This window comes from Phytohabitans sp. LJ34, from assembly GCF_052068095.1.
Lineage (GTDB): Bacteria > Actinomycetota > Actinomycetes > Mycobacteriales > Micromonosporaceae > Phytohabitans.
Map to the genome: position 1 here is coordinate 160,531 of NZ_JBQHDG010000008.1, position 23,061 is coordinate 183,591.

General features: G+C 73.5%; 21 protein-coding genes. 14 read left to right on the top strand and 7 right to left on the bottom strand.

Annotated features, from left to right (window positions below):
• Window positions 1-541: 541 nt before the first annotated feature.
• On the bottom strand, window positions 542-886 hold the full coding sequence (locus ACTMTJ_RS16625) for a DUF3140 domain-containing protein (RefSeq protein ID WP_441217422.1): 345 nt from the start codon (window positions 884-886) through the stop codon (window positions 542-544).
• Window positions 887-954: 68 nt separating this feature from the next.
• On the opposite strand from ACTMTJ_RS16625, the gene ACTMTJ_RS16630 reads away from it, so the two are divergent.
• Window positions 955-1,890 (top strand): AEC family transporter, encoded by a 936-nt coding sequence (locus tag ACTMTJ_RS16630; protein WP_441217423.1) that lies wholly within the window; start codon window positions 955-957, stop codon window positions 1,888-1,890.
• 28 nt (window positions 1,891-1,918) lie between these two features.
• Here the strand turns inward: ACTMTJ_RS16630 and ACTMTJ_RS16635 are convergent, their stop codons facing one another.
• Both ACTMTJ_RS16635 and ACTMTJ_RS16640 read right to left on the bottom strand, forming a co-directional pair.
• Entirely contained in the window at window positions 1,919-2,326 is a 408-nt protein-coding gene (locus tag ACTMTJ_RS16635; protein ID WP_441217425.1) for a universal stress protein, read from the bottom strand.
• A gap of 92 nt (window positions 2,327-2,418) precedes the next feature.
• A complete protein-coding gene (locus ACTMTJ_RS16640; RefSeq protein WP_441217427.1) occupies window positions 2,419-2,601 on the bottom strand; it encodes a hypothetical protein in 183 nt (60 codons plus the stop codon).
• 114 nt (window positions 2,602-2,715) lie between these two features.
• Here ACTMTJ_RS16640 and ACTMTJ_RS16645 point away from each other — a divergent pair, with 114 nt between their 5' ends.
• The 3 genes from ACTMTJ_RS16645 to ACTMTJ_RS16655 all read left to right on the top strand — a co-directional run bounded on the left by ACTMTJ_RS16645 (window position 2,716) and on the right by ACTMTJ_RS16655 (window position 5,775).
• Window positions 2,716-2,892 (top strand): acyl-CoA-like ligand-binding transcription factor, encoded by a 177-nt coding sequence (locus ACTMTJ_RS16645; protein WP_441217724.1) that lies wholly within the window; start codon window positions 2,716-2,718, stop codon window positions 2,890-2,892.
• A gap of 37 nt (window positions 2,893-2,929) precedes the next feature.
• A complete protein-coding gene (locus ACTMTJ_RS16650; protein WP_441217429.1) occupies window positions 2,930-3,388 on the top strand; it encodes a hypothetical protein in 459 nt (152 codons plus the stop codon).
• 251 nt (window positions 3,389-3,639) lie between these two features.
• Entirely contained in the window at window positions 3,640-5,775 is a 2,136-nt protein-coding gene (locus ACTMTJ_RS16655) for a bifunctional diguanylate cyclase/phosphohydrolase (RefSeq protein ID WP_441217431.1), read from the top strand.
• On the opposite strand, the gene ACTMTJ_RS16660 is transcribed toward ACTMTJ_RS16655, so the two are convergent.
• Window positions 5,772-6,650, bottom strand: coding sequence for an alpha/beta fold hydrolase (locus ACTMTJ_RS16660; protein WP_441217433.1), 879 nt, complete (start codon window positions 6,648-6,650; stop codon window positions 5,772-5,774). The two genes, ACTMTJ_RS16655 and ACTMTJ_RS16660, sit on opposite strands and share 4 nt — an antisense overlap.
• Window positions 6,651-6,719: 69 nt before the next feature.
• On the opposite strand from ACTMTJ_RS16660, the gene ACTMTJ_RS16665 reads away from it, so the two are divergent.
• From ACTMTJ_RS16665 to ACTMTJ_RS16680, 4 genes are all read left to right on the top strand, one after another.
• Window positions 6,720-9,962, top strand: coding sequence for a BTAD domain-containing putative transcriptional regulator (locus tag ACTMTJ_RS16665; RefSeq protein WP_441217435.1), 3,243 nt, complete (start codon window positions 6,720-6,722; stop codon window positions 9,960-9,962).
• 68 nt (window positions 9,963-10,030) lie between these two features.
• Entirely contained in the window at window positions 10,031-10,675 is a 645-nt protein-coding gene (locus ACTMTJ_RS16670; protein WP_441217437.1) for a hypothetical protein, read from the top strand.
• 55 nt (window positions 10,676-10,730) lie between these two features.
• Window positions 10,731-12,359 carry an allophanate hydrolase gene (gene atzF / locus ACTMTJ_RS16675; RefSeq protein ID WP_441217439.1) on the top strand — a complete coding sequence of 543 codons (1,629 nt, stop codon included), beginning with the start codon at window positions 10,731-10,733 and terminating at the stop codon, window positions 12,357-12,359.
• 65 nt (window positions 12,360-12,424) lie between these two features.
• Window positions 12,425-13,462, top strand: coding sequence for a WD40 repeat domain-containing protein (locus tag ACTMTJ_RS16680; RefSeq protein ID WP_441217441.1), 1,038 nt, complete (start codon window positions 12,425-12,427; stop codon window positions 13,460-13,462).
• Window positions 13,463-13,828: 366 nt separating this feature from the next.
• On the opposite strand, the gene htpG is transcribed toward ACTMTJ_RS16680, so the two are convergent.
• On the bottom strand, window positions 13,829-15,676 hold the full coding sequence (htpG, locus tag ACTMTJ_RS16685) for a molecular chaperone HtpG (protein WP_441217443.1): 1,848 nt from the start codon (window positions 15,674-15,676) through the stop codon (window positions 13,829-13,831).
• A gap of 92 nt (window positions 15,677-15,768) precedes the next feature.
• On the opposite strand from htpG, the gene ACTMTJ_RS16690 reads away from it, so the two are divergent.
• Window positions 15,769-16,455, top strand: a complete 687-nt coding sequence (locus tag ACTMTJ_RS16690) for a sulfotransferase domain-containing protein (protein ID WP_441217445.1) — start codon at window positions 15,769-15,771, stop codon at window positions 16,453-16,455.
• Between the two features lie 1,058 nt (window positions 16,456-17,513).
• On the opposite strand, the gene ACTMTJ_RS16695 is transcribed toward ACTMTJ_RS16690, so the two are convergent.
• Both ACTMTJ_RS16695 and ACTMTJ_RS16700 read right to left on the bottom strand, forming a co-directional pair.
• On the bottom strand, window positions 17,514-18,017 hold the full coding sequence (locus ACTMTJ_RS16695; protein ID WP_441217447.1) for a hypothetical protein: 504 nt from the start codon (window positions 18,015-18,017) through the stop codon (window positions 17,514-17,516).
• 47 nt (window positions 18,018-18,064) lie between these two features.
• A complete protein-coding gene (locus ACTMTJ_RS16700) occupies window positions 18,065-18,598 on the bottom strand; it encodes a DNA mismatch repair protein MutL (protein ID WP_441217449.1) in 534 nt (177 codons plus the stop codon).
• Between the two features lie 71 nt (window positions 18,599-18,669).
• Here ACTMTJ_RS16700 and ACTMTJ_RS16705 point away from each other — a divergent pair, with 71 nt between their 5' ends.
• From ACTMTJ_RS16705 to ACTMTJ_RS16725, 5 genes are read left to right on the top strand one after another with little or no spacing between them, the layout of a single operon-like run.
• On the top strand, window positions 18,670-19,353 hold the full coding sequence (locus ACTMTJ_RS16705) for a response regulator transcription factor (RefSeq protein WP_441217450.1): 684 nt from the start codon (window positions 18,670-18,672) through the stop codon (window positions 19,351-19,353).
• Window positions 19,350-20,624 (top strand): sensor histidine kinase, encoded by a 1,275-nt coding sequence (locus ACTMTJ_RS16710; protein WP_441217452.1) that lies wholly within the window; start codon window positions 19,350-19,352, stop codon window positions 20,622-20,624. The genes ACTMTJ_RS16705 and ACTMTJ_RS16710 overlap by 4 nt, the downstream gene beginning before the upstream one ends.
• Window positions 20,625-20,670: 46 nt before the next feature.
• Window positions 20,671-21,429 (top strand): lytic polysaccharide monooxygenase, encoded by a 759-nt coding sequence (locus ACTMTJ_RS16715; RefSeq protein ID WP_441217454.1) that lies wholly within the window; start codon window positions 20,671-20,673, stop codon window positions 21,427-21,429.
• 1 nt (window position 21,430) lies between these two features.
• Window positions 21,431-22,033 carry a DUF305 domain-containing protein gene (locus tag ACTMTJ_RS16720; protein ID WP_441217456.1) on the top strand — a complete coding sequence of 201 codons (603 nt, stop codon included), beginning with the start codon at window positions 21,431-21,433 and terminating at the stop codon, window positions 22,031-22,033.
• Complete coding sequence (locus tag ACTMTJ_RS16725; protein WP_441217458.1) at window positions 22,030-22,770, top strand: SDR family oxidoreductase; 741 nt, start codon at window positions 22,030-22,032, stop codon at window positions 22,768-22,770. The genes ACTMTJ_RS16720 and ACTMTJ_RS16725 overlap by 4 nt, the downstream gene beginning before the upstream one ends.
• The last annotated feature ends 291 nt before the right edge of the window (window positions 22,771-23,061 follow it).

Sequence of the window (23,061 nt, forward strand, 5' to 3'; positions counted from 1 at the left end):
CCGGATCGGCAATCTGGGAAAGCGGCGGGTTTTCGTCGCCGCGAGTAACCGCCACAACGGTGTAAGCGGCGCGAAATTCCAGATCTAGGAGAGTTGGGGCGCTATTTCAACCCCAAGTCTCCTAGATCTCGAAGTCCCGACCTCTGGGCTGGTGACGGTGCGTCAGGATGGCAGGGCTTGTCTCGCGGACCTGGCAGTGGACGGCCGGGGATCTCGGCGAGCGCTGCGAGCCGCCGGCCGGGAACGGTGCCCGCGGGAGCATACGGTCCGCAGCTGACGCCGACGTGGGCAATATGCCTCGAAGAAAACGCCACCACGGACCGCGACCCTGACTCCGAAGCTTCCCTATCGCGGCACGGGGCCGGTCGGGTCGGTGGGTGACGGGCCGGGTGCCGGCGGGGGCACGGGTGCGGGGTCGGGTGGCGGCCCCGGCGGTGGCGGCTCGACCGGGGACGGCGGCCGCGGCGGCGGACCGGGCTGCGGCGGCGCCGGTGGGTCGGTCACAGATCTCATGCCTTCCAGTACCCCGGCCGAGCGCTCCCTACCCGGCGTCGCGCCACGGGTCGTGGCCCACCGCCATGAGGCTGTGCCGCCACGGCTCCTGGTCCACCTGGTCGGCCGGCCGCTGGGAGAGCCGCCGGTTGATCAGCTCGGTCACCTCGCGCATCAGGCCGACGTCCGCGGTGGTCAGGTCGACCCGCCGCTTGCCCAGCACCTGGAGGACCCGGTTGCCGAGATCGGTGACGTCGACGCCGGGTTCCGAGTCGTACGTGTCGTTTAGCGCCGTCTCGGCCAGCAGCCAGTCCCGCAGCTGGGGCGACGTCATGTTGACCGCACGGTGAAACTCCTGCCACACGCGTTCCAGCTCCGGATTGACAACCGCCATGTGTGGTCACCCCCTCATGCCACCCGTACCCCGTCGGGCGCTTCGCAACCGCCCGCCATGCTTACCCGGTGCGTGGCGTGCTGGCCGGCTTCGCGGCCATCTGGGTGGTGACGCTGGTCGGCTATCTCGTCGGCCGGTACGAACTGCTCGGCCCGTCCGCGCCGACCGTGCTCGCCCGGCTCGTGTTCTTCGTCGCCGCGCCCGCGCTGCTGCTCACCACCCTGGTCCGCTCGTCGCCGGGGGACGTGTTCACCGGGGCACTCGCGGCGTTCGTGCTCAGCACCGTGCTGGTCGCCGGCGCCTACTTGGCGATCATGCTGCTGGCGCACCGCAAAAAGGACAGACCGGACGCCGGCACGCTCACCGTCGGCACGCTCGCCGCTTCCTACGTCAACGCCGGCAACCTGGGCATACCGGTCGCCGCATACGTACTCGGCGACGTGTCGTTCATCGCGCCGGTGCTGCTCTTCCAGACGCTGCTCGCCGCGCCGATCGGGCTGGCCGTGCTCGACGTCACCACCGGCGGCCGACGGCCCTCCCCGCGCGCGCTCGCGATGCTGCCGCTGCGCAGCCCGCTCACGCTCGCCTCCGCCACCGGCATCCTCATCGCCACGACCGGTTGGCGGCCGCCGGAGGAGGTGCTGCGCCCGTTCGACCTGGTGGCCTCGTCGGCGGTGCCGCTGGCACTGCTCGCGCTCGGCATGTCGCTGCGCGGCAGCCGCCCGTTCACCGCGGGCGAGGACGGCCGCGACCGCTACACCGCGGTGGCGCTCAAGGTGCTCGGACAGCCGCTCATCGCCTACCTGATCGGCCGCTACGCCCTGGGCCTGACCGGGCCGGCGCTGCTCGCCGCCGTCGTCACCGCCGCCCTGCCGACCGCGCAGAACGTCTTCGTCTTCGCCAGCCGCTACGACCGCGCCGTATCCCTCGCCCGCGACGCCATCGTCCTGAGCACCATCGCCGCGGCCGCCACACTCGTCCTCGTCGCGGCCTGGCTGGGCTGAAAAACAGGGGCTCCGGGTACCGCGGCTGTCACGGCACGACGGTGATCGGCCAGCGGCCCAGCCGGACCAGGCGGCTGGCGACCGAGCCGGCGAACGCGTGGTGCGCCTGGGTGGACGCGCCGACCACGACGATGTCGGCCTTGACCTCGGCGGCGACCTGGCGCAGGCAACCGTACGCGTCGCCGCGGCGGGACACGAAGCTGACCGGGATCCGCATCTCCTCGGCCATCTGCCGGATCTCCCCGCGGAGGCCGGCCTCCACCTCCTGGTGGGTGGCGTCCAGCATGGGCGTGGCGCCGGGGATCGCCCAGGCCCAGGGCTGCACGGGCGCCGCGTACGCCACGACCAGCCGGCAGCGCTGCCGCCGGGCGAGGCCGCAGGCGTACGCGGCGGCGCGCATCGAGGTGTCCGAGCCGTCGACGCCGACGAGGATCACGCGCGGTCCGTCGGTGCCGCGCTCGAACGGTGGCGGCGCCCAGCGTGGCCCGTACTGCTCGACAGCTGGTGCGACACCGTCCGCTCCCCTCGCTAGTGCCCCGCTACGCCAACGGGATCCTCCGCCGGGGCGCTGGAGACGGAGTCGAGGCTGGTGCGCAGCGGTGCCGGCTTGAGCAGCGCGGCGGCGATCACGCCGAGGACGCCGATCGCGGCCGAGATGAGGAAGATGTGACCGGTCGCATCGCCGTACGCGGCCCGCACGATGTGCCGCACGGTCTCCGGCAGCGCGTCGAGGTTGAGCGTGCTCGCTCCCCCGCCGCCCGACGTGGGCAGGCCGGCGGCGGCCAGGTCGTGGGTGACGCGGTGGCCGAGCGCGAGCTCTCCGGCGTGATCGCGGGACGGCTACCGGCCGCGCCGGACGGCCCGCTGCGCGCCAGGCTGCTGGCCGCCACCTTCCTCGCGGCCGTTCGGGTGGCCAACCAGGAATGGCTGGAGCACCCGGAGGTCCCACTCGTCGACCTGGTACGCCAGGCGCTCGCCACGACCGCCGAGCCGTTCGTCTGAGCGGGCCCGGCCCCGGTCCACGATCAGCAATGCCAGGTTGGCGGCGAGCACGGCGCCGACGATCGCGGTGAGCGCCCCCGCCACGCCCTCGATCGCGTGGCCGCCCAGCCAGGCGCCGGCCGGGCTCCAGGCCAGTGCCCCCACGAGGCCGCCGTACCGGAGGCGCGGGCTGGCGTCGCGCCGCACCCAGGCCAGGTACACGCAGAGCCCGGCCGCGATCCCCGACGCCACCGCGGCGAGACCGGTGCTCGCGATCAGCTCCGGCCGCATGCCCGCCACCACCAGGATCGCCAGGAACCATCCGCCGAGCCCCACCCCGACCGCCGCCAGCGTGCGCAGCAGCACGCTCGCCACGACCCCGAACCCACCGCGCCGCCACACCCACAGCGCCATCCCGCCGAGCACCGCCAGTGAGAGCAGCGCGCCACCGGCCAGGACGGCGAGGATCATCCGAGCGATCGCCGGCATCGGAATCCCGCCCTTCTCGCCACCATGACCTGAGTCTGGAATCGACGCGCCGGCGAATCGATGGTGCCTGCCACCGTCTTGGGGTAGGGACAACCCCACCTCCACGCCCAGGGGTCGCATGTTGCCCGCGGGAGAAAAGTCCCCTACCGTGGCGCGGGTTTATACCTGTGCTCCCATATTTGTGCGTGTTTGGGGGTACACAGAACGTGAGGGTGTGATCCAGAATACATTTCCTGCGGCCTGGCCGGGACGCAGGAGGCGGACCCACATGGAGGCGACGTGGAGCAACCGCGTTTCGTGCGCCTGATGGCCATCGCGGGCATGGCGTGGCTCGCAATCTTCGCCGTGCTCACGGGCCTGAGCCAGGACTCGGAGACGCTGGCCCGCTTCGTCGCCAACGTGGTGTACCTCGTACCCCTGGTACTACTGGTCCCGCTCTGTTACTTCGCCGCGCGGCGCGCCCGCGGCCGGCTCCGGTCGGCCTGGTGGCTGCTCGCGCTCTCCAACCTGCTGTGGCTGGTCGGCGAGCTGATCTGGACCGTCTACGCCTACACCCGGCCGGGCGGCGCCCCGTCGCCCTCCGTCGCCGACGTGGCCTACCTCTCCTCGTACGCCGTGGCCCTGCCCGCCATCGTGATCGGCTTCGGCGGCACGTGGGCCGAGCGGCAGGTGCGGTGCATGGTCGACGCTGCCCTCGTCACGCTCGGCCTCGGCGCGGTCGGCTGGGCGCTGGTGATCGGCCCCCTGATGCCCGGCACGACGAAGGCGGGCGCGATCGTCACGTTCGCGCAGCCGCTGCTCGCGGTCTCGATCGTCACGGCACTCGTCGCGGTCGGGCTCTGCGGCCACCGCACGGTGCCGCCGTCGTTCCTGCTGGCCGGCGCCGGGTTCGCGGTGGCCGGCCTGACCGACGCCGGCTACACCTACCTCTTCATGATCCACTCGTACGGCGACACGAGCTGGATCAACCTCGGCTGGCAGGCCGAGGCCGTTCTGCTCTGCATGGCCGCGGCCGTCGCCGCGCGGCACACCGAGCCCGAGCCGGAGGTGCGGCGGCTCGACCGCGACCTCGCCGTGCTGCCGGCCGCGGTCGCCGTCCTCTCGATCATCGGCATCGCCGTCACCGACCGGGTCACCGACAGCCGGTTGACCCACTCCACGCTGGTCATCGCGGTGCTGCTGGTCAGCGGGCTGCTGCTGCGGCAGGTGCTGGTCACCCGCGACCGCACCCGCCTCGCCAGGGCCCTCGCCACCGCCCTGCGTGAGCAGGAGCGGCTGGCCATCACCGACGGGCTGACCGGCCTGTACAACCGGCGCTTCTTCCAGGAGATGCTGCGGCTGGACGCCGAGCGCGCGGAGCGCAACGGCACCCCGATGAGCATCATCATGATCGACCTCGACCGGTTCAAGAAGGTCAACGACACCTGCGGCCACCCCACCGGCGACCGCGTGCTGGTGGAGGCCGCCGAGCGGATCCGCCGCGCGGTACGCCCCAGCGACCTCGTCGCGCGTTACGGCGGCGAGGAGTTCGTGTGCCTGCTGCCCGGCGCCGGCGAAGACACCGCGCTGGAGGTCGCCGAGCAGGTACGCCGGGCGCTGTCCCGCACGCCGCTGGCCGTGCCCGGCCGCGAGGTGCGGCTCACCGCGTCGCTCGGCGTCGCCAGCGCCGGCACCCGCGGCGGCCGGCCGCACGGCGACCTGGAGGGCCTGATCCACGACGCGGACGGCGCGCTCTACCGCGCCAAGGCCCGCGGTCGCGACCAGGTCGCCGCCGCCAGCCGCCTCGCCGACCTGGCGCTGGACACCGACCCCGACCTGCCGCAGGCGCTGGTGTGGCTGGCCGACCAGATCGACGCCAAGCTGGGCAGCCACGAGCACAGCACGGCGGTGTCGCGCTGGGCACTGCTCACCGGCGAACGCCTCGGCCTGCACCAGACCGCCCTGCGCCGCACGGCCGCGGCCGCCCGGCTGCACGACATCGGCAAAATCAACGTCGACGACGCGATCCTCACCAAGCCCGCCCGCCTCAGCCACGACGAGTGGGAGGTGCTGCGCCGCCACCCGCAGGAGGGCGCCCGCCTGCTGACCGAGCTGAGCGACCGGGCCGACCTCGCCCCGCTGGTCGGCGCGCACCACGAGCGCTACGACGGCACCGGCTATCCGGCCCGCCTCCGCGGCGACGACATCCCGATCGAGGCCCGCATCATCGCGGTCTGCGACTCGTGGGCCGCCATGCGCGCCGACCGCGCGTACGCCTCCGCGCTGAGCGAGGACGAAGCCCGCCACCAGATCGAACGCGGCCGCGGCACGCAGTTCGACCCCGCGGTCGCCGACGCCTTCCTCGCCCTGCTCGACGAGGGCGCCATCGACGACCTGGCACCGCTGCGCCACCCCACGGTGGTACAGCGGGCCTAGCGGGACAGCAGCGCGCGGATGGCCTTCACCACCTCGGCCGGGGCCTCCTCGGCCATGAAGTGTCCACAGGAGACGGTCTCGTGGTGCAGGTCGGGAGCCCAGGCGCGCCAGAGGGCCGCCGCGTCGAAGCCGAGGAGCGCGCCCCAGTCCTGCTGGAGCACCGTCACCGGCATGCGCAGGGTGTTGCCGGCGGCGCGGTCGGCGCGGTCGTGCTCGACGTCGACGCCGGCCGAGGCGCGGTAGTCGGCGACGATCGACGGCACCGCCGCGCGTGACGCCGCCAGGTACTCGGCCCGCACCCCGGCCGGGATCGCCTCCGGGTCACGGGTCCAGATGTCCAGGAAGTGGCCGAAGAACGCGTCCGGGCTGGCGCCGATCAGCTCCTCCGGCAGGCCGGGCGGCTGCGCCATGAGGTACAGGTGGAAGCCGATCGCCGCCGTGGTGCCGCGCAGCACGTCCCACATGTCGAGGGTGGGCAGCACGTCGAGCGAGGCCAGGTGGGTGACGTTCGCGGGGTGGTCGAGGCCGGCCCGGACGGCGACCAGCGCGCCCCGGTCGTGCCCGGCCAGGGCGAAGCGTTCGTGCCCGAGCGCGCGGGCCAGCGCCACCACGTCGGCGGCCATCGCCCGCTTGCCGTACGCGGTGCCGTCCGGGTCGGCGGGCTTGTCGCTGGCGCCGTAGCCGCGCAGGTCGGGTGCGATGACGGTGTGGTCGGCGGCCAGGTCGGCGGCGACGTGCCGCCACATCAGGTGGGTCTGCGGAAAGCCGTGCAACAGGACGACCGGGCTGCCCGACCCACCGACCGCCGCGTTCAGCGCGACGCCGTCGGCGACCGGCACCCGGTGGTACTCGAATCCGGTGATCTGGAGTGTCATGCGGTCCAGCCTGCGCGGCGGCGATCAGCAATGGCTGAGCAACGGATGAGTACCGGCTACGGTGGGGCCGTGACCAGGCCCGACGTGACGTTCACCGTGCTCGGGCCACTCGCGGCGGCGCGCGGTGACGAGCCGGTGCCGCTCCGGGGCGGCCGGCAGCGGGCCATCCTCGCCCGCCTGCTGATCGCCCGCGGCCGGGTCGTGCCGGTCGACCGGCTCGCCGGCGACCTGTGGACGGAGCCGCCGGACGGCGGGGTCGCGGCGATCCGCACGTTCGTGGCCGACCTGCGCCGGGCGCTGGAGCCCGATCGCCCGCCCCGGCAGCCGGCCCGCCTGCTGGTCACCGCCCCACCCGGGTACGTGCTGCGGGTCACGCCCGACGCCGTCGACGCCGCCCGCTTCGAGGCGGCGGTGGGCGAGGCGGGGCGGCTTCCCGCCGGCGACGCGCTGGCCGGGACGGAGCGGGCCCTCGCCCTGTGGCACGGGCCGGCGTACGCCGAGTTCGCCGCCGAGCCCTGGGCCCGCGCCGAGATCGACCGGCTGGACGAGCTGCGGATGCTGGCCGTGGAGCGGCGGGCCGAGGCGCTGCTCGCGCTGGGAAGGGCGGCGGAAGCCGCGTCCGACCTCGGTGCTCATGCCGCCGCCCATCCGCTGCGCGAGGAGGCTTGGCGGCTGCTGGCCACCGCGCTGTACCGCGCCGGCCGCCAGGGCGACGCGCTCGCCGCCCTGCGCCGCGCCCGGGAGACACTCGCTCGCGAGCTCGGCCTCGACCCGGGGCCGGCGCTGCGCCAGCTGGAGGCCGACATCCTGGCCCAGTCCCCGCGCCTGAACCCTTCGCCCGCCCCCACCGAGGCTCCCGGTGTCGGCGGGGCTGCGCCCACCTCCGCCGCGCCCGCGTCCGCCGCCGGCCGGGCGGCGCTCGAGCCCGCCGGTGCGGTTGGTCGGGCCGAGACCGCCGCCGCGCTCGCCTCGGTGGGCATCGCCGGGCGGATTGGCGAGCCGCCGGCGCCGGCGCCGTTCTTTGGGCGTGCCGAGGAGCTGGCGACCCTGGCGCGGGCGGCCGAGGGTGTCAAACCTCGCCTCGTGCTCATCTCCGGCGAGGCCGGCGCCGGAAAGACCGCGCTCGCCGAGGAGCTCGCCCGCCGCCTGGCCGCGTCCGGCTGGTCGGTGGCGTGGGGTCGCAGTCCGGAGTACGACGGCGCGCCCGCCGCCTGGCCGTGGGCCCAGATCACCGGCTCGCTCGGCCCCGGCGAGCTCGTCGCCGATCCCGCCGCCGCGCGGTTCCGGCTGCACCGGGAGATCGTCGGTCGCCTCTCCACCGCCAGCCTGCGCGGGCCGCTGCTCGTCGTCCTCGACGACCTGCACCAGGCCGACGAGGGCACGCTCGACGCGCTGACCGCCGTGTTCGCCGGGCCGGAGCCGGCCACCGGCCAGCTGCTGGTCGCCGGCACGTTCCGGGCGACCGCGATCCCCGCCACCCTCACCGCGGCCCTCGCCCGCGTGGCGCGGGTCGAGCCGATCCGGGTGTACCTCGGCGGCCTCCCCGAGCCGGCGACCGCCGAGCTGGCCCGCGCCGCCGCCGGACGCGACCTCGACCCCCGCCAGGTGCGGCTGATCCACCACCGCAGCGGCGGAAACCCGTTCTTCGTCCGCGAGCTGGCCCGCCTCCTCGCCGGCGAAGGCACCGGCGACACCGAGCCGGACGCGGTGCCCGCCGGCGTGCGCGACGTGATCCGCCACCGGCTCGCCCAGCTGCCCGAGCCGGCGCGGGCGGTGCTGCGGCAGGCGGCGGTGCTGGGCCGCGCGGTCGACCCGGAGGTGCTTGCCGCGCTCACCGGCGACGAAGCCTCCACACTGGACGCACTGGACCGCGCGGTGGAGGCGGGCTTCCTGAGCGGCGACGGGCCCGAGCCGCGGTTCACCCACATCCTCGTGCGCGACACGCTGTACGGCGACCTCTCCACGCCCCGCCGCGCCCGCTGGCACGCCGCCGCCGGCGAGGCGATCGAACACGTGCGTCCGTACGACAACGCCGCGCTCGCCCACCACTTCGGACTCGCCGCCAGCCGGGCCACCGCGCCGCGCGCCGCCGGGTACGCGCGGGCCGCCGCCGAGGACGCGGAGCGCCGTGCCGACCCGCACACCGCCGCCCGGCTGTGGCGCCAGGCCGTGGACGCGCACGACCGGACCGGCGGCGCCGACCTACCCGGGCGGCTGGAAGCCTTGATGGGACTGGGCCGGGCGCGCGCGGTCACCGGACACCTCGACGACGCCCGCCGCCTCCGCGCCGAGGCGGTCGACGCGCTGGCCACGGTGGACGACCCGCGGCTCGTCGCCGACGTGCTCGCCGGGTTCGTCGTGCCGGCGATCTGGACCGCCAACGACGACGAGGCGCTCTCCCACCGGATCGTGGCCGCGGCCGAACGCGCACTGCCCACACAGGACGGTGCGCGGCGGGCACGCCTGCTCGGTACCCTCGCGCTCGAACTGCGCGGCACCACGACGGACCGCGGCTCGCGGGCGGCGCGCGAGGCGGAGGCCCTCGCCCGCGCGGAGGGCGATCCCACGCTGCTGGCCTTCGCGCTCAACGCCCGCTTCATGCACGCGTTCGGGCGCACCGGGCTGGCCGCCGAGCGGGCCGAGATCGGGGCCGAGCTCGTCGAGGTGGCCGCCGGGCGCGACCTCGTCACGTTCGAGGTGCTCGGCCACCTCGTCGCGATGCAGGCGCACGCCGCGCTGGCCGACCTCGCCGCCGCGGACGCGCACGCGCGCGCCGCCGACGACCTCGCCGCCCGCTACGAGCTGCCGCTGGTCGGCGTCTTCACCGCCTGGTACGCCGGGCTGCGCCTGGCCGTGGAAGGGCGGCGCGGCGAGGCGGAGGCGGCCTACCACGCGGCGCAGGCGAAGCTCGCCGCCGGCGGGATGCCCGGCATGGAGCGCGGCCTGCTCCCCCTCGCCCTCCTCTCGCTGCGCGAGCCGACCACAGTGGAGTGGTCCACATGGGACTGGGGCCCGTACGAGCCCTGGACCCGCCCGCTGAAACTGCTCGCGGAGGGCCGCCCGGACGCGGCGGCCGAGGCGCTGCGATCCCGGCCGGAGTCACCGCACGACCTGCTCCGCGAGGCCCGCCTGTGCCTCACCGCACGCGCCGCCACCGCCCTCGGCGACCGCACGGCGATGCGCCAGGTGTACGACGACCTGCTGCCGGCGGCGGGCGAGCTGGCGGGCGCGGGCAGCGGCGTGCTGACGTTCGGCCCGGTCGCCGACGTGCTGCGGGCCCTGGCCGCCGAAAGGCCTACTCAGACCGATTAGTACGGCGCTCACGTGGCACCGGCCACAGGCGCTTGACGCCTCCAGCTATTGCTATTAGCTTTTTGGCTATGAAACGTAGCAACAAGCTCGGCGCCGTCTCGCTCGCCACCGCCGGCGTGCTGTTCCTCCTCTACCCCGCCGTCCGCCCGTGGCACGACGAGTCCACCGTGGACGGCGCGGTCGCCTCGATGGGCTCCGGCGCATGGGTCGCCTCGCACGCGTTCGCGATGGTCGGTTTCGTGCTCGCCGCCCTCGGCCTGCTCGCCCTCCGCGACGTGGCCGGTGGCCGCCCGGCGACGGCCGCCGCCGTCACCACCTGGGTCGGCGCCGGCCTCGTCCTTCCCTACTACGGCGCCGAGGACTTCGGCCTGCACGCGCTGGCCCGCCGCTACGCGGACGGCGAGCGCTTCGACTTCCTCGCCGCCGTCGACGCGGTCCGCAACCAGCCCGTCGCGATCACGATGTTCGGCGTTGGCCTGCTCGTGCTCGCTCTCGGCGGTGTACTCACGGCCGTCGCGGCGCACCGCTCGGGGGTGCTGCCCCGGTCGAGCGGGCTGCTCTTCGGGCTCGGCCTGCTGCTCTTCCTCCCCCAGTTCTTCACGCCCGCCCCGATCCGCATAGCACACGGCGCCCTGCTCGCGGCGGGCTGCGTCTGGCTGGCCGCCGCGCTGTGGCGTGCTGTTCCCGACCGGAGTAGAGCTTTACAGGCGTGACACGAGGCTGTAACGATCTCGGCATCGTATGGAGCGCATGTCAGGGGACAGTCTCATGAGCGACCAGCCACTGTGGACGCTTCAGCTCGACCCGTCCGAAGTGGACGCGTCGGGCGCGCGGGCCGACCCGGAGGCGCCGCTGGCCGGCGTGCGTTTCGCCATCAAGGACAACATCGACCTGGCCGGCCACCCCACCACCGCCGCGTGCCCGGCGCTCGCCGCCCGGCCGGCCGGCTCCTCGGCCGCGGCGGTGCGGCTGCTCCTCGAAGCCGGCGCGGTGCCGGTCGGCAAGACGAACATGGACCAGTTCGCGACCGGGCTGGTGGGCACGCGCAGCCCGTACGGCGCCTGCCACAGCGTCGCCAGCCCCGCGCACGTCTCCGGCGGCAGCAGCTCGGGCAGCGCGGTCGCGGTGGCCACCGGCGTGGTGCCGCTCGCGCTGGCCACGGACACGGCCGGCTCCGGGCGGGTGCCGGCCGCGTTCAACGGGATCGTGGGCGTCAAACCCACTCGCGGGCTGGTCTCCAACACCGGCGTGATGCCCGCGGTGGCCGACCTCGACTGCGTCACCACGTTCACCCGCACCGTCTCGGCGGCCCGCCCCGCGATCGCCGCGCTCACCTGGGCGGACCCGGACGACCCCCGGTCACGGCCGACCCCGCCCCGGGCCCCGGCTGGAATCGCCGGACGGATGCGCGTGGTGGCGGTACCAGATGCTGAGACGGAGCTGGACCCACCGCACCAGGAGGCCTGGCGGGCGGCGCTGGACCGGCTGCGCGGCGTGGCCGCGCACGTGGTACGGGTGGACATCGGCGCGTTCCTGGACGCGGGCCGGTTGTTGTACGAAGGTCCGTGGCTGGCCGCGCGGTACGCGGCGGTCGGCCGCTACCTTGAGCCGGACGGCCCGCACCTCGACCCCACCGTGCGGCGGATCGTGCTGCGCGGCCGCGACATCGCGGGCGCGGACGTCTTCGCCGGCTTCGAGCGGCTGGCCGCGCTCCGCCGCCGCACCGAGGCCGTGTGGGCCGACGTCGACGCGCTGATGCTGCCCACCACGCCCGGCCACCCCCGCCTCGCCGACGTTGCCGCCGACCCGGTCGGGGTGAACGCGCGGCTCGGCACGTACACGACCTTCGCCAACCTGCTCGACCTCTGCGCGGTGGCGGTGCCGGCGGGCGAGCGGGCGGACGGGCTGCCGTTCGGCGTGCAGTTCGTGGCGCCGGCCTTCGCCGACGCGCCGCTGCTCGACCTCGCGGCCGCGTGGTGCGGCGAGCCCGTGCCGGCGGCGGCGGCCCCACCCGGCTCGACGCTGCTCGCCGTGGCCGGCGCCCACCTCTCCGGGCTGCCGCTCAACCACCAGCTTCTCGACGCCGGCGGCCGGCTCGCGTTTCGAGCCCGCACCGCGCCGGGCTACCGCCTCTACCGCCTGAACGGGCCGGGCGTGCCCCGCCCCGGCCTGCTGCGCACCGGCGACGGGCCGGCGGCGGGCATCGCGGTCGAGGTGTGGCGGGTGCCGCACCAGGCCGTCGGCGCGCTGCTCGACACGGTGCCGGCCGCGCTGGGGCTCGGCCGCGTCGGCCTGGACGACGGCACGGCGGTGGCCGGCTTCCTGACCACGGAAGACGCCGTCCGCGACGCGACGGACGTGACGTGGGCCGGCGGGTGGCGCGCGGCGCTGGCCTAATTGTTGGCTTACCCGTCATCCGCGCCTGGTGGTGGGGTGGGACGGTGGGGACGACGATGGGCGGCATGTTCGGACGTCGGTCGTTCACGGCGGCCGTGGTGGCCGCCGCCCTGCTGCTCGTTTCCACACCGGCGGCCGCCGCCGCGCCCACCGCCGTGTGGTCCGCGCCGGGGCTGTCATCGGCATCGTTCTCAGTGGACGGTGCGCTCGTCGTCCTCACCGGCAACACCTCGGCCGGTGGGCGGCTGGAGATCCGCGGCGCCGGCAGTGGCGCGCTGGTGCGGGCGCTGAGCAGCCCGTACAAGTTCAACGCCGCCGCGCTGTCGGCGGACAAGCAGACCGTCGCGGTCACGCTCAACGACACCTCGTCCGGGCTGCCCGTGCGCACGATCCGCCTCTACCGGGTGAGCGACGGCGCCCTGCTGCGGGCCGTCCCCACCGCCGCGACCCGCGACCTCTCCAGCCTCGACCTCTCCGCCGACGGGCGGCTCGTTGCCGCGATGGACGCTCGCTCCTACGAGCAGGGCGGCCGGGTGCACGTGCACCGCGTGGCGGACGGCGGGCGGGTGGCGCTGCTCACCACCGACGCCACGACCGCCGCTGTACGCTTCTCGCCGGACGGCCGCTTCCTCGCCGCGAACGGTCGCCGCGTCGTGGGTGGACGGTTTGTCTCCGTGGTGCGCGTGTTTCGCACCGCCGACTGGGCCGCGGTGACGACGGCCGGCGACGGCAGCCTGCTCGTCCGCTGGTCTCCCGACAGCACCGCGATCTGGACGGCCACCCTCGTGGTCGCCGCCCCCACCACCGCCCACCTCGTCGCGGTGCCCGGCGGCACGGCACTGCGCACCGTGACCCTGGCCCCGTACGACACCGTGTCCGACGTGACCGACGACGGCGCGCGGATGCTCACCGGCCGCGTTGTCGCGCCCCGGCGCACGCTGACGTTCAGCGACACGTCCACCGGCACCCCGGCGGCGACGTACGACTTCGCGTCGGACGTGTTCGCCGGCGACATCAGCCCGGACGGGACCCTGTTCACCTACGCGCTGACCACCGCGCCCAGCGCCTTCGACGTGCACGTGGCGCGGATGCCCGGTCGCTAGTGGGTTACGGTGCTCGGCGGCTTTTCGGGCGCCGGCACCGTGCGACCCGCGGCCTCACCCGTCCGCCGCTGGTCACGCCCACCCCCGCGCAACCGGAGGGAAAGGGGATTTCGTTGCCGCGAGTAACCGCTGCGGCGGTGTGCACGGCGCCGAGACCCAGGGCTGGTGACGCTACGTCAGGACGGCGCAGGTAGGGGTCGGCGGCCGTCCGCTGCCGGCTCTGCGGGACAAGCCTCCTGGCGTCCTTGCGACAAGGTTTCCTTGATCGGGGGTAACCAGGGCAGGGTGGCCACAAATGTTGGCCGGCCTCGCCGGCCCGGGTGAGCGGCGGCCTTCGGCCGCCGCTCACCCGGTAAAGCCGCCTCGCTAGAGGGACTTGGCGAGCCGGTCGGCCAGGATCCGGGTAAACCTCGGCGGGTCGGCCAGCTCGCCCCCCTCGGCGAGCAGCGCCATGCCGTAGAGCAGCTCGGCGGCCTCGGCCAGCGCCGGATCGTCCGCATTGGACTCGTGCGCGGTGCGCAGGCCGGTGACGAGCGGGTGGTCGGGGTTGAGCTCCAGGATCCGCTTGGTGCGCGGCAGCTCCTGGCCCATCGCGCGGTACATCTTCTCCAGCGTCGGCGTGATGTCGTGCTCGTCGCCGACGATGCAGGTGGCCGAGGTGGTGAGCCGGGTCGAGAGGCGCACCTCCTTCACGTCGTCCTGGAGCTTTTCGCCCAGCCACGAAAGCAGCGCCGCGAAGCCGGCCGCCTGCTCGGCCGGCGGCTCCGCGCCGTCGAGGTCGACCTTGCCCTTGGCCACCGACTGGAGCGGCTTGCCGTCGAACTCGGTCACCTGCTCGACCCACACCTCGTCGACCGGATCGGTCAGGACGAGCACCTCGTAGCCCTTGGCGAGGAAGGCCTCCAGGTGTGGCGAGTGCTCGACCATCGCGCGCGACTCGCCGGTCATGTAGTAGATGTCCTTCTGGCCGTCCTTCATCCGCTCGACGTACTCGCGCAGCGAGGTCGACTCGGCGGCGGTCGACGGCACCAGCGTCAGGTCGAGCAGCTGCTCGCGGTTGTCGGGGTCTTCGAGCAGGCCCTCTTTGAGCACCCGGCCGAACTCGCCCCAGAACGTGCCGTACTTTTCCGCGTCGGCGGCCTTGAGGTCCTTCAGCGTGGACAGCACCTTCTTGACCAGCCGGCGGCGCACCACCTGGATGTGGCGATCCTGCTGGAGGATCTCGCGGGAGATGTTGAGCGACAGGTCGTGCGCGTCGACGACGCCCTTGACGAAGCGCAGGTATCGCGGGATCAGCGCCTCGCAGTCGTCCATGATGAACACGCGCTTGACGTACAGCTGGACGCCGCGCTTGCCGTCGCGGGCGAAGAGGTCGAAGGGCGCGCGGGACGGCACGAAGAGCAGCGCCTCGTACTCGAACGTGCCCTCGCCCTTCATGTGGATCGTCTCGAGCGGATCGGTCCAGTCGTGGCTGACGTGCTTGTAGAACTCGTGGTACTCCTCGTCGCTGACCTCGCTGCGGGGCCGCGCCCAGAGCGCCTTCATCGAGTTGAGCGGCTGCTCCTCGCCATCCATCCGGATCGGCCAGGCGATGAAGTCGGAGTATCGCTTGACGACCTCGCGGATCTTCCACTCCGCGGTGTAGTCGAACAGCTGGTCGTCGCGGTCTTCCGGCTTGAGGTGGAGGGTGACGGACGTGCCCTGCGGCGCCTCGTCGAGCGTCTCGATCTCGTAGGTGCCCTCGCCGGTCGACTCCCAGAACGTGCCCTGGCTCTCGCCGGCCTTGCGGGTCACCAGGGTCACCCGGTCGGCCACCATGAAGGTCGAGTAGAAACCGACGCCGAACTGCCCGATCAGCTCCTGCGACGCGCCCGCGTCGGGGGCCTCGCGCAGCTTGCGCAGCAGCTCGGCGGTGCCCGACTTGGCGATCGTGCCGATGAGCGAGACGACCTCGTCATGGGTCATGCCGACACCGTTGTCGCGGACGGTCAGCGTGCGCTTGTCCTTGTCGACCTCGATCGCGATGTGCAGGTCGGAGGTGTCGACGCGCAGATCTTTGTCGATCAGCGACTCGAGCCGCACCTTGTCGAGCGCGTCGGACGCGTTGGATATCAGCTCGCGGAGGAAGATGTCCTTGTTCGAGTAGATCGAATGGACCATCAAATGCAGGAGCTGCCGCGTCTCCGCCTGAAACTCCAGCGTTTCCCTGCTCACCGAGACCCCTTTCATTGCCGTGTTTCATGCCGTACGAGTGCCGCCAAAGAGAATACTGGTGCCCTTCCAGGCCGGGCCGCTACGGTGCCTCGATGATCGTTTGGGTCTGCTCCTACCCCCGTTCCGGAAACACGTTCCTGCGCATAGTGCTGAAGCACCTGTTCGGCGTGCGTACGTCGGTGGTCTACGACGTCGACGGCGTAGCCGAGCGGGTCGGCCGCGAGTTGGTCGGATACACCGATACCGTGGCTTCGATCGAGGCCATGCGCGCGTCGGCCGAGGTCTACTTCGTCAAGACGCACCGGCAGCGCGACGCCGACGTCGACGAGGCCGACCCCGCGATCTGCCTGGTCCGCGACGGCCGCGACGCCGTGGTCTCCTGGGCGCGCCTGCTCAGCGAGGCGGATCCCGACCGGTTCGAGACCGAGATGCGCGCGCTGATCGACCGGCGCGACACCGTCGGCACCGGCAGCTGGGGACGCAACGTGCTGAGCTGGGTACGCCCGCAAGCCCCCCACCGGGTGACGCTGCGCTACGAGGAGCTGGCCGCCCGGCCGCGAGCGGTGGTCGAAGGCGCGCTGGCCGCCCTCGTGCCCGACCTGCGGCCGCTCGCCGACGCGCGGATCCCGTCGTTCGACGAGCTGCGGCGCACGGACGACCTCTTCTTCCGGCGCGGGCGCACCGGCAGCCACCGCGACGAGATGCCGGAGCACCTGCACACCCTCTTCCTGTCCCGCGAGGACAACGCCGCCGCGCTGCGCCTGCTCGGGTATCTCTAGAGACCTTTAGGGGTCAGGGTCGCCGCTCGTCGTGTGTTGCTTCGAGGCATATTTGCCCACGTCCGCGTCAGCGGCGGACCGTATGCTCCCGCGGGCACCGCTCCCGGCCGGCGGCTCGCAGCGCTCACCGAGATCCCCGGCCGTCCACTGCCAGGTCCGCGAGACAAGCCCGAGCGGGTCTGCGCGGCCCCACCCGCGCCACCCTGACGCAACGTAACCAGCCAAAGGGGACGAGACTTCAAGATCTAGGAGACTTAGGGTTGAAATAGCGCCCAAACTCTCCTAGATCTCGAGCCTCGCGCCGCTCACACCCTCGTGGCGGTTACACACGGCGACGACAACCCCGTTGCTTTCCCGGATCGCCGAGCCGGGAACAGACATTGTGGACAAACGTCGACCACCGCCTGGCGCGAGCTCCGTCACCCCGCCCCCTTTCCTGCCGGCCGGCCGCGCGCACGGGTGAGCGCGACCAGCGGCGGACGGGTGAGGCCGCGGGAGCAGCGCTCTGGACCACGACGGACGTCGCGGTAGCTCAAATCTCTTTCCAAATAAGGGATTCAGTGGGCGAAGCCACCCCGACTCCGAAAGGCCTCTAGAGACTTGAGGAATCAGGCCCGCAAGAAACAGGTTTCCCGGATCCGCGCCAGCCGCGGACCGCCGCTCCCGCCGGAGACCGCTACGGCCGGCGGCTCGCAGCGCTCACCGAAACCCCCGGCCTCCACCGCCAGGCCCGCGGTCCACGATCTTCAAATGACGGCCTTCGCGGACCTGCTGCGGCTGATCTGTCGGGAAGCCTGTCGAGCTGAAGGCAGCAATGCGCGTCCAAGCCCGACGGCCTCCCACGGGTGGCGGCGGGCCGACCGGGGTGGCCACTCCAGGGAAGCAGAGCAAACGCATCCCGCCCCCGGCCGGGCCGTAAGGGCCCGGCGCAGCCGCCGGGGTGAGCGTGACCAGCGGCGGACGGGTGAGGCCGCGGGAGCAACGGTCTGGACCACGACGGGCATCGCGGTAGCTCAATCTAAATAGGGGGTCGAAGCCACCCCGGCTCCGAAAGCGCGCTAGAAGAGGTCGACCTGCTCGGCGGCTGTCACGCTGCCCGTGGTGTGCGCGGGCGGGGGCAGCTCGCGGACGGGCAGCCGGGAGTAGTGCCCCTTGCGGGCGCTCACCTCGCAGGTCACCATCGCGACCGGTGGCGGCGGCGGCGTGAACGGTCCGCTCCCCCAGCGCACCCAGATCGCGACCCGGCCGGCCTCCGCCTCGGCCAGGAGCTTGTCGACGGTGCGCCGGCGGTCGGTGCGGTCGACCTCGATCGCGACCGGGGCGCCTTCGGGCCGGGCGCATCCGACGTCGATCCAGGAGTGCCGGTGTGCGAACGGGGGCGGCAGCGGCATCACGCTGGGTGCCCGCCGGTAGGCACGCCAGCCCTGGCGCTCCGCCCACGCGACCACGGCGTCGACGAGCAGGGCGGTGACCTCGTCCGCGTCCTTGTCGGCGAACGTCACCTCGGCCAGCCATTCGCCGAGTGAGGCGGCCACCCTCTCACCGTCCGCCACGTGCTCCATGCCGGCACGCTAGCGCGCGGGCGCGCGGGTGTCATGCCTGGCGCCGGTCAGCCGCCGACCTCGCTGACCCGGGCGACCGGCTTGCCCTGCCACACCGCGTGGATCACGAAGTAGTGGTTGGGCTCGGTGAACTGGATCGCCAGGTTGCCCGGCTCGTTCTGCACGGTGTCGACCGTGTAGCCGGGGTTGGGGGTCGCGGTCACCAGCTGTACCCGGCCGGGCGTCATCCGGACGACCGCGGTGCCGCCGCCGACGCGAAACGTGCGCGTGTACGTCGTCTGCCCGTCCGCGTCAGTGGTCACCGTCCACCCGTCGACGACCGTCGGCGGGCTGGGGCGGGCGGTCGTCGGGCGTGGTGAGGCCCGAGTCGGGGACGGGGACGGCGACGAGGAAGGCGAGGGCGACGAGGAAGGCGAGGGCTGTGGGGTCGTGACCGAAACGGGCGGCTCGCTCAGCGGCGCCGACGCCAGGTCGGGCGTTGCCGTGCGGAGCACCGGCTGGAGCGCCACCGTCGCCAGGCCGATGCTGGCGAGCGTGGCCGCGCACCACCCCAGCACCGGGACCCAACCGCGCAACCGCATGCGGGCCATTGAACCACCGGCGGCGGGGCACGGAGCGACCGCGGCGCGGTCCAGCGCCTATGGTGAGCCGCATGGCCATGATCCTGCTGGTCGAGGACGACCGCATCGTCGCGGCGGCGCTCACCCGCGCGCTCGTCGACGCCGGTCACGTGGTGCGCGGCGCGGCGCAGGCGGTCGACGCCCTGCGCATCGTCGCCGACGAGCGGCCCGACCTGGTGATCCTCGACCTCGGCCTGCCGGACATCGACGGCGCGGACGCGCTGCGGATGATGCGGAGCGTCTCGGACGTACCGGTGATCGTGGCGACCGCCCGCCGTTCCGAGGTCGACATCATCAACCTGCTGAACGCGGGCGCGGACGACTACGTGACCAAGCCCTTCTCCGGCGGCCACCTGCTGGCCCGGATCGCGGCGGTGCAGCGGCGCGGCCGGCCGGTGGCGGAGGAGGCGGCGAGCATCACGGTGGGTTCACTCGTCATCGACCCGCAGCGGCGGGAGGTGCGGCTCGACGGCGCGCCGATCCGGCTGACCCGGCGGGAGTTCGACGTGCTCGCGTACCTGGCCGGGCGGGTCGGCCGGGTGGTGAGCCGGCGGGAGCTGCTGACCCAGGTGTGGCAGCAGGACCGGATCGGCGAGGAGCAGACCATCGACGTGCACATCTCGTGGCTGCGCCGCAAGCTCGGCGAGACGGCCGCGCGGCCCCGCTTCCTGCACACGGTGCGGGGCGTCGGCGTCAAGCTGGTGGAGCCGGAATGAGGCTGACCCTCACCCGCCTCGCGCTGGCCATCACGTCGATGGTGGCGCTCGCGTTTCTCGTGCCGCTGGCCATCCTGACCCGCCAGATCGCGCACGACCGGGCGGTCGGCGACGCGCGGCAGCAGGCCACCGCCATCGTGGTCGCGCTCGCCGTCGACACCGACCCGGCGCTGCTCGACCAGGCCGTCGCGAGCACCGCCGCCGGCAGCGACGGCCGCCTCGCGGTGCACCTGCCGGACCTCGACGCCATCGGATCGCCGCGCGCCGCGGCCTCCGACGTCGCCGCGGCGTCGCGTTCCCGGCGGCCTTCCATCGTGGAGTACGACGGCGGCCTCGCCTACCTCCAGCCGAGTGTCCTGGATGGAGGGCGGACGGCGGTCATCGAGGTGTTCGTGCCGGACGACCAGATCTACCGGGGTGTCTGGCCGGCGTGGCTGGCGCTGGCCGGCCTCGCCGTGGTGCTGGTGGCGGGGTCCACATTGGTCGCCGACCGGCTCGGCGCCCGCCTGGTGCGCGCCACCCGCGAGCTCGCCGCGGGCGCGCGCCGCCTCGGCGGCGGTGACCTGAGCGTGCGGGTGGAGCCGGCCGGCCCGCCGGAGCTGAGCGACGCGGCACGCTCGTTCAACACGATGGCCGACAACATGCGCCAGCTCATCGACAACGAGCGGGAGCTCGCCGCGGACCTGTCGCACCGGCTGCGTACCCCGCTGACCGCGCTGCGCCTGGACGCGGAGGCGCTGCCCCGCGGGCCGGTGGCGGACCGGATGGCGCAGGCGTTCGACCTGCTCGACGACGAGCTCGAGGCCATCATCACGGGCGCGCGGCTCAGCTCGGGCACGCGGGCCAACCACTCCACCGACCTCGTCGAGGTACTGGCCGACCGGCTCGCCTTCTGGTCGGTGCTCGCCGAGGACCAGGGCCGACCGACCACAGTGGTCGGTGGCGACCGCCCGGTGCCGGTGCCCCTCCCCCGCGGCGAGCTGATCCTGGCCATCGACGCCTTGCTGGGCAACGTGTTCGCGCACACTCCAGAAGGGACGGCGTTCCTCGTCGACGTCTCGCCCGACGGCCTGGTGGTGGACGACGCCGGGCCGGGCATCGCGGACCCGGCCGCGGCGGTGCGGCGCGGGGTGAGCGGCAGCGGCTCGACCGGCCTGGGCCTGGACATCGCCCACCGCATCGCCCAGTCCGCGGGTGGCCGCCTCGCCATCGGCCGCGGCCGCCTGGGCGGGGCCCGGGTGGCGCTCCTGCTACCAACGCGCGATTTATAAGACGTTTAAGGTCTGTTTATGGTCGCTCTCCGTAGCGTCCCTCGGCATGCGTAAGGTACTCGTCTATCCCCTGGTGATCGCCGGCACCGCCGCCGCCGGCCTCGTCGCGACCGGCACCGCCGCGTCCGCACACGGTTACGTCTCCGCCCCACCCAGCCGCCAGGCGCTCTGCGCGTCACGCGCCGTGGCCGACTGTGGACCGATCCAGTTCGAGCCGCAGAGCGTGGAGGGCCCGAAGGGGCTGCGCAGCTGCGACGGCGGCCTGGCCCAGTTCGCCGTGCTCAACGACAACAGCCGCGCCTGGCCGGCCCGCGCCGTGGGCTCGACGGTGACGTTCACGTGGGTCTTCACCGCCCGCCACCGCACCTCCAACTGGGAGTACTTCGTCGGCGACACGCGGGTGGACACCGTCGACGGCGGCAACCAGCAGCCGGAGGCGGTCGTGTCGCACCAGATCGACCTCTCCAAGTTCCCGGGGCGGCGCACGGTGCTCGCGGTGTGGAACATCGGCGACACCCCGATGGCGTTCTACAGCTGCGTCGACCTCAACGTGGGCGGCGGCGGCTCCCCGGGGAACCCGCCGGCCACCACTCCTCCGCCCGCGACGAAGCCGGCCACTCCCCCGCCGACGACCGCGGCCCCGCCCGGCGACAACACCAACGGCACCTGGGCTACCGGCACCGCGTACAAGATCGGGGACGAGGTCACGTTCCAGGGCAAGCGGTACCGGTGCCGCCAGTCGCACACGTCGCTGGCCGGCTGGGAGCCCTCGACCTTCACGCTCGCGCTCTGGCTGCCGGTCTGACATGCGGCGCGCTCTCTTCGCGGCCGCTGCCGCCGCCATCCTCCTCGCCGCGGGCTGCTCGACGGAGCCGCCGCCAGCCGCCCCGCCGGCGAACGCCGCCCAAGCGGCGGCCGACACCGTCCCGACCGCCAACGCGGAGCACAACTCCGCGGACGTGATGTTCCTCCAGATGATGATCGCCCACGACGGGCAGGGACTGGAGCTGACCGGCCTGGCGGCCGAACGGACGGTGAGCGAGGAGGTCAAGCTCCTGGCCGCCGCGATCGACACCACGCAGCGCGAGGAAGTCAAGATCATGGAGTCGTGGCTGGCCGGCTGGAAGGAGGCCACGGCGGCGAGCCAGGACATGTCGGCGCACGCCAGCCACGGCGGCCTCCCGGCCACCGGCCCCGAACAGGTCCAAGCCCTGCGGAACACGTCCAACGCCGACTTCGAGGCGATGTTCCTCAACCTGCTCACCGGTCACCAGAACAGCGCGGTCGAGCTGACCAACCTGGCCGGCGACGGGGTCAACCCGCAGACCCGGGATCTCGCCAAGCGGATCAAGGAGTCGCGCGGCGAGCAGGTGGCGCGGCTGCTCCGCCTGATCGGAGGCGCCGCATGAGAATGTCCAATCCGCGGGTAGCCGTCGTCACCGGCGGCTCCCGCGGCATCGGGCGGCAGGTCGTGCGCTGGCTCGCCGCCGAGGGTTTCGCGGTCGTGGTCGGCTACGCCAACGACGCGGACCAGGCCGCTGTGGCCGTCAAGGAGATCGTCGAGGCCGGCCGCAGGGCCATCGCGGTACGGGCCGACGTCGCCGACGAGGCCGCCGTGGCCGCTCTGTTCGAGCGCGCCGAGCGGGCGTTCGGCGGTGTGGACGTGGTGGTGCACGCGGCCGCCCGCACCGCCGTGTCGCCGATCGCGGACCTCGACCTGTCCGAACTGGACGATCTGCACCGGGTGAACATCCGGGGCACGTTCGTCGTCAACCAGCAGGCCGCCCGCCGGGTGCGCGCGGGTGGCGCGATCATCAACTTCTCCTCCTCGGACGTGGGGCTCGCTCCGGAGGGGCACGGCGCGTACGCGGCCAGCAAGGCGGCGGTCGAGGCGATCACCCTGATCCTCGCCCGCGAGCTGCGCGGCCGGGACGTCACCGTGAACGCCGTCGCGCCCGGCCCGACCGCCACCGACCTGTTCTTCGACGGCAAGGACGACGAGACGATCGCGCTGCTCGCCGCCCGGCCGCCGCTGCAACGGCTCGGCGCGCCCGAGGACATCGCCGACATCGTCACGTTTCTCGCCGGCCCGGCCGCCCGCTGGGTCAACGGCCAGGTGCTGCGCGCGAACGGCGGCATCGTCTAGAGGCCTTTCGGGGTCAGGGTGGCGCCGGTCGTGGTGTGCCTCGATCTTGAGTTTGCCCGGGTTCGTGTCAGCTGCGGGCCGCTGCTCCCGCCGGAGTACGCGTGGGTCGGCGGCTCGCCAGGGCTCGCCGAGATCCCCGACCCGCGCTGCCAGGCCCGCGCCGCAAGCCCGCAGGGTCGGTGTGGTGGTCGCCGCGCCGCTTGGTGACACAGCGTCGCCGGCCTGGACAGGTGCTTTCAGATCTAGAACGGTTAGGGCTGATATAGCGCCCTAACCGTTCTAGATCTCGAA

Excerpts from the sequence above, each read along its gene's own strand:
- ACTMTJ_RS16700 (WP_441217449.1), bottom strand. The coding sequence starts at position 18,598 with ATGCGGTTGCGCGGTTGGGTCCCGGTGCTGGGGTGGTGCGCGGCCACG.
- ACTMTJ_RS16660 (WP_441217433.1), bottom strand. The coding sequence starts at position 6,650 with ATGACACTCCAGATCACCGGATTCGAGTACCACCGGGTGCCGGTCGCC.
- ACTMTJ_RS16680 (WP_441217441.1), top strand. The coding sequence starts at position 12,425 with ATGTTCGGACGTCGGTCGTTCACGGCGGCCGTGGTGGCCGCCGCCCTG.
- ACTMTJ_RS16705 (WP_441217450.1), top strand. The coding sequence starts at position 18,670 with ATGGCCATGATCCTGCTGGTCGAGGACGACCGCATCGTCGCGGCGGCG.
- ACTMTJ_RS16670 (WP_441217437.1), top strand. The coding sequence starts at position 10,031 with ATGAAACGTAGCAACAAGCTCGGCGCCGTCTCGCTCGCCACCGCCGGC.
- ACTMTJ_RS16625 (WP_441217422.1), bottom strand. The coding sequence starts at position 886 with ATGGCGGTTGTCAATCCGGAGCTGGAACGCGTGTGGCAGGAGTTTCAC.
- ACTMTJ_RS16720 (WP_441217456.1), top strand. The coding sequence starts at position 21,431 with ATGCGGCGCGCTCTCTTCGCGGCCGCTGCCGCCGCCATCCTCCTCGCC.
- ACTMTJ_RS16715 (WP_441217454.1), top strand. The coding sequence starts at position 20,671 with ATGCGTAAGGTACTCGTCTATCCCCTGGTGATCGCCGGCACCGCCGCC.
- ACTMTJ_RS16690 (WP_441217445.1), top strand. The coding sequence starts at position 15,769 with ATGATCGTTTGGGTCTGCTCCTACCCCCGTTCCGGAAACACGTTCCTG.
- atzF (WP_441217439.1), top strand. The coding sequence starts at position 10,731 with ATGAGCGACCAGCCACTGTGGACGCTTCAGCTCGACCCGTCCGAAGTG.
- ACTMTJ_RS16695 (WP_441217447.1), bottom strand. The coding sequence starts at position 18,017 with ATGGAGCACGTGGCGGACGGTGAGAGGGTGGCCGCCTCACTCGGCGAA.
- ACTMTJ_RS16725 (WP_441217458.1), top strand. The coding sequence starts at position 22,030 with ATGAGAATGTCCAATCCGCGGGTAGCCGTCGTCACCGGCGGCTCCCGC.
- ACTMTJ_RS16710 (WP_441217452.1), top strand. The coding sequence starts at position 19,350 with ATGAGGCTGACCCTCACCCGCCTCGCGCTGGCCATCACGTCGATGGTG.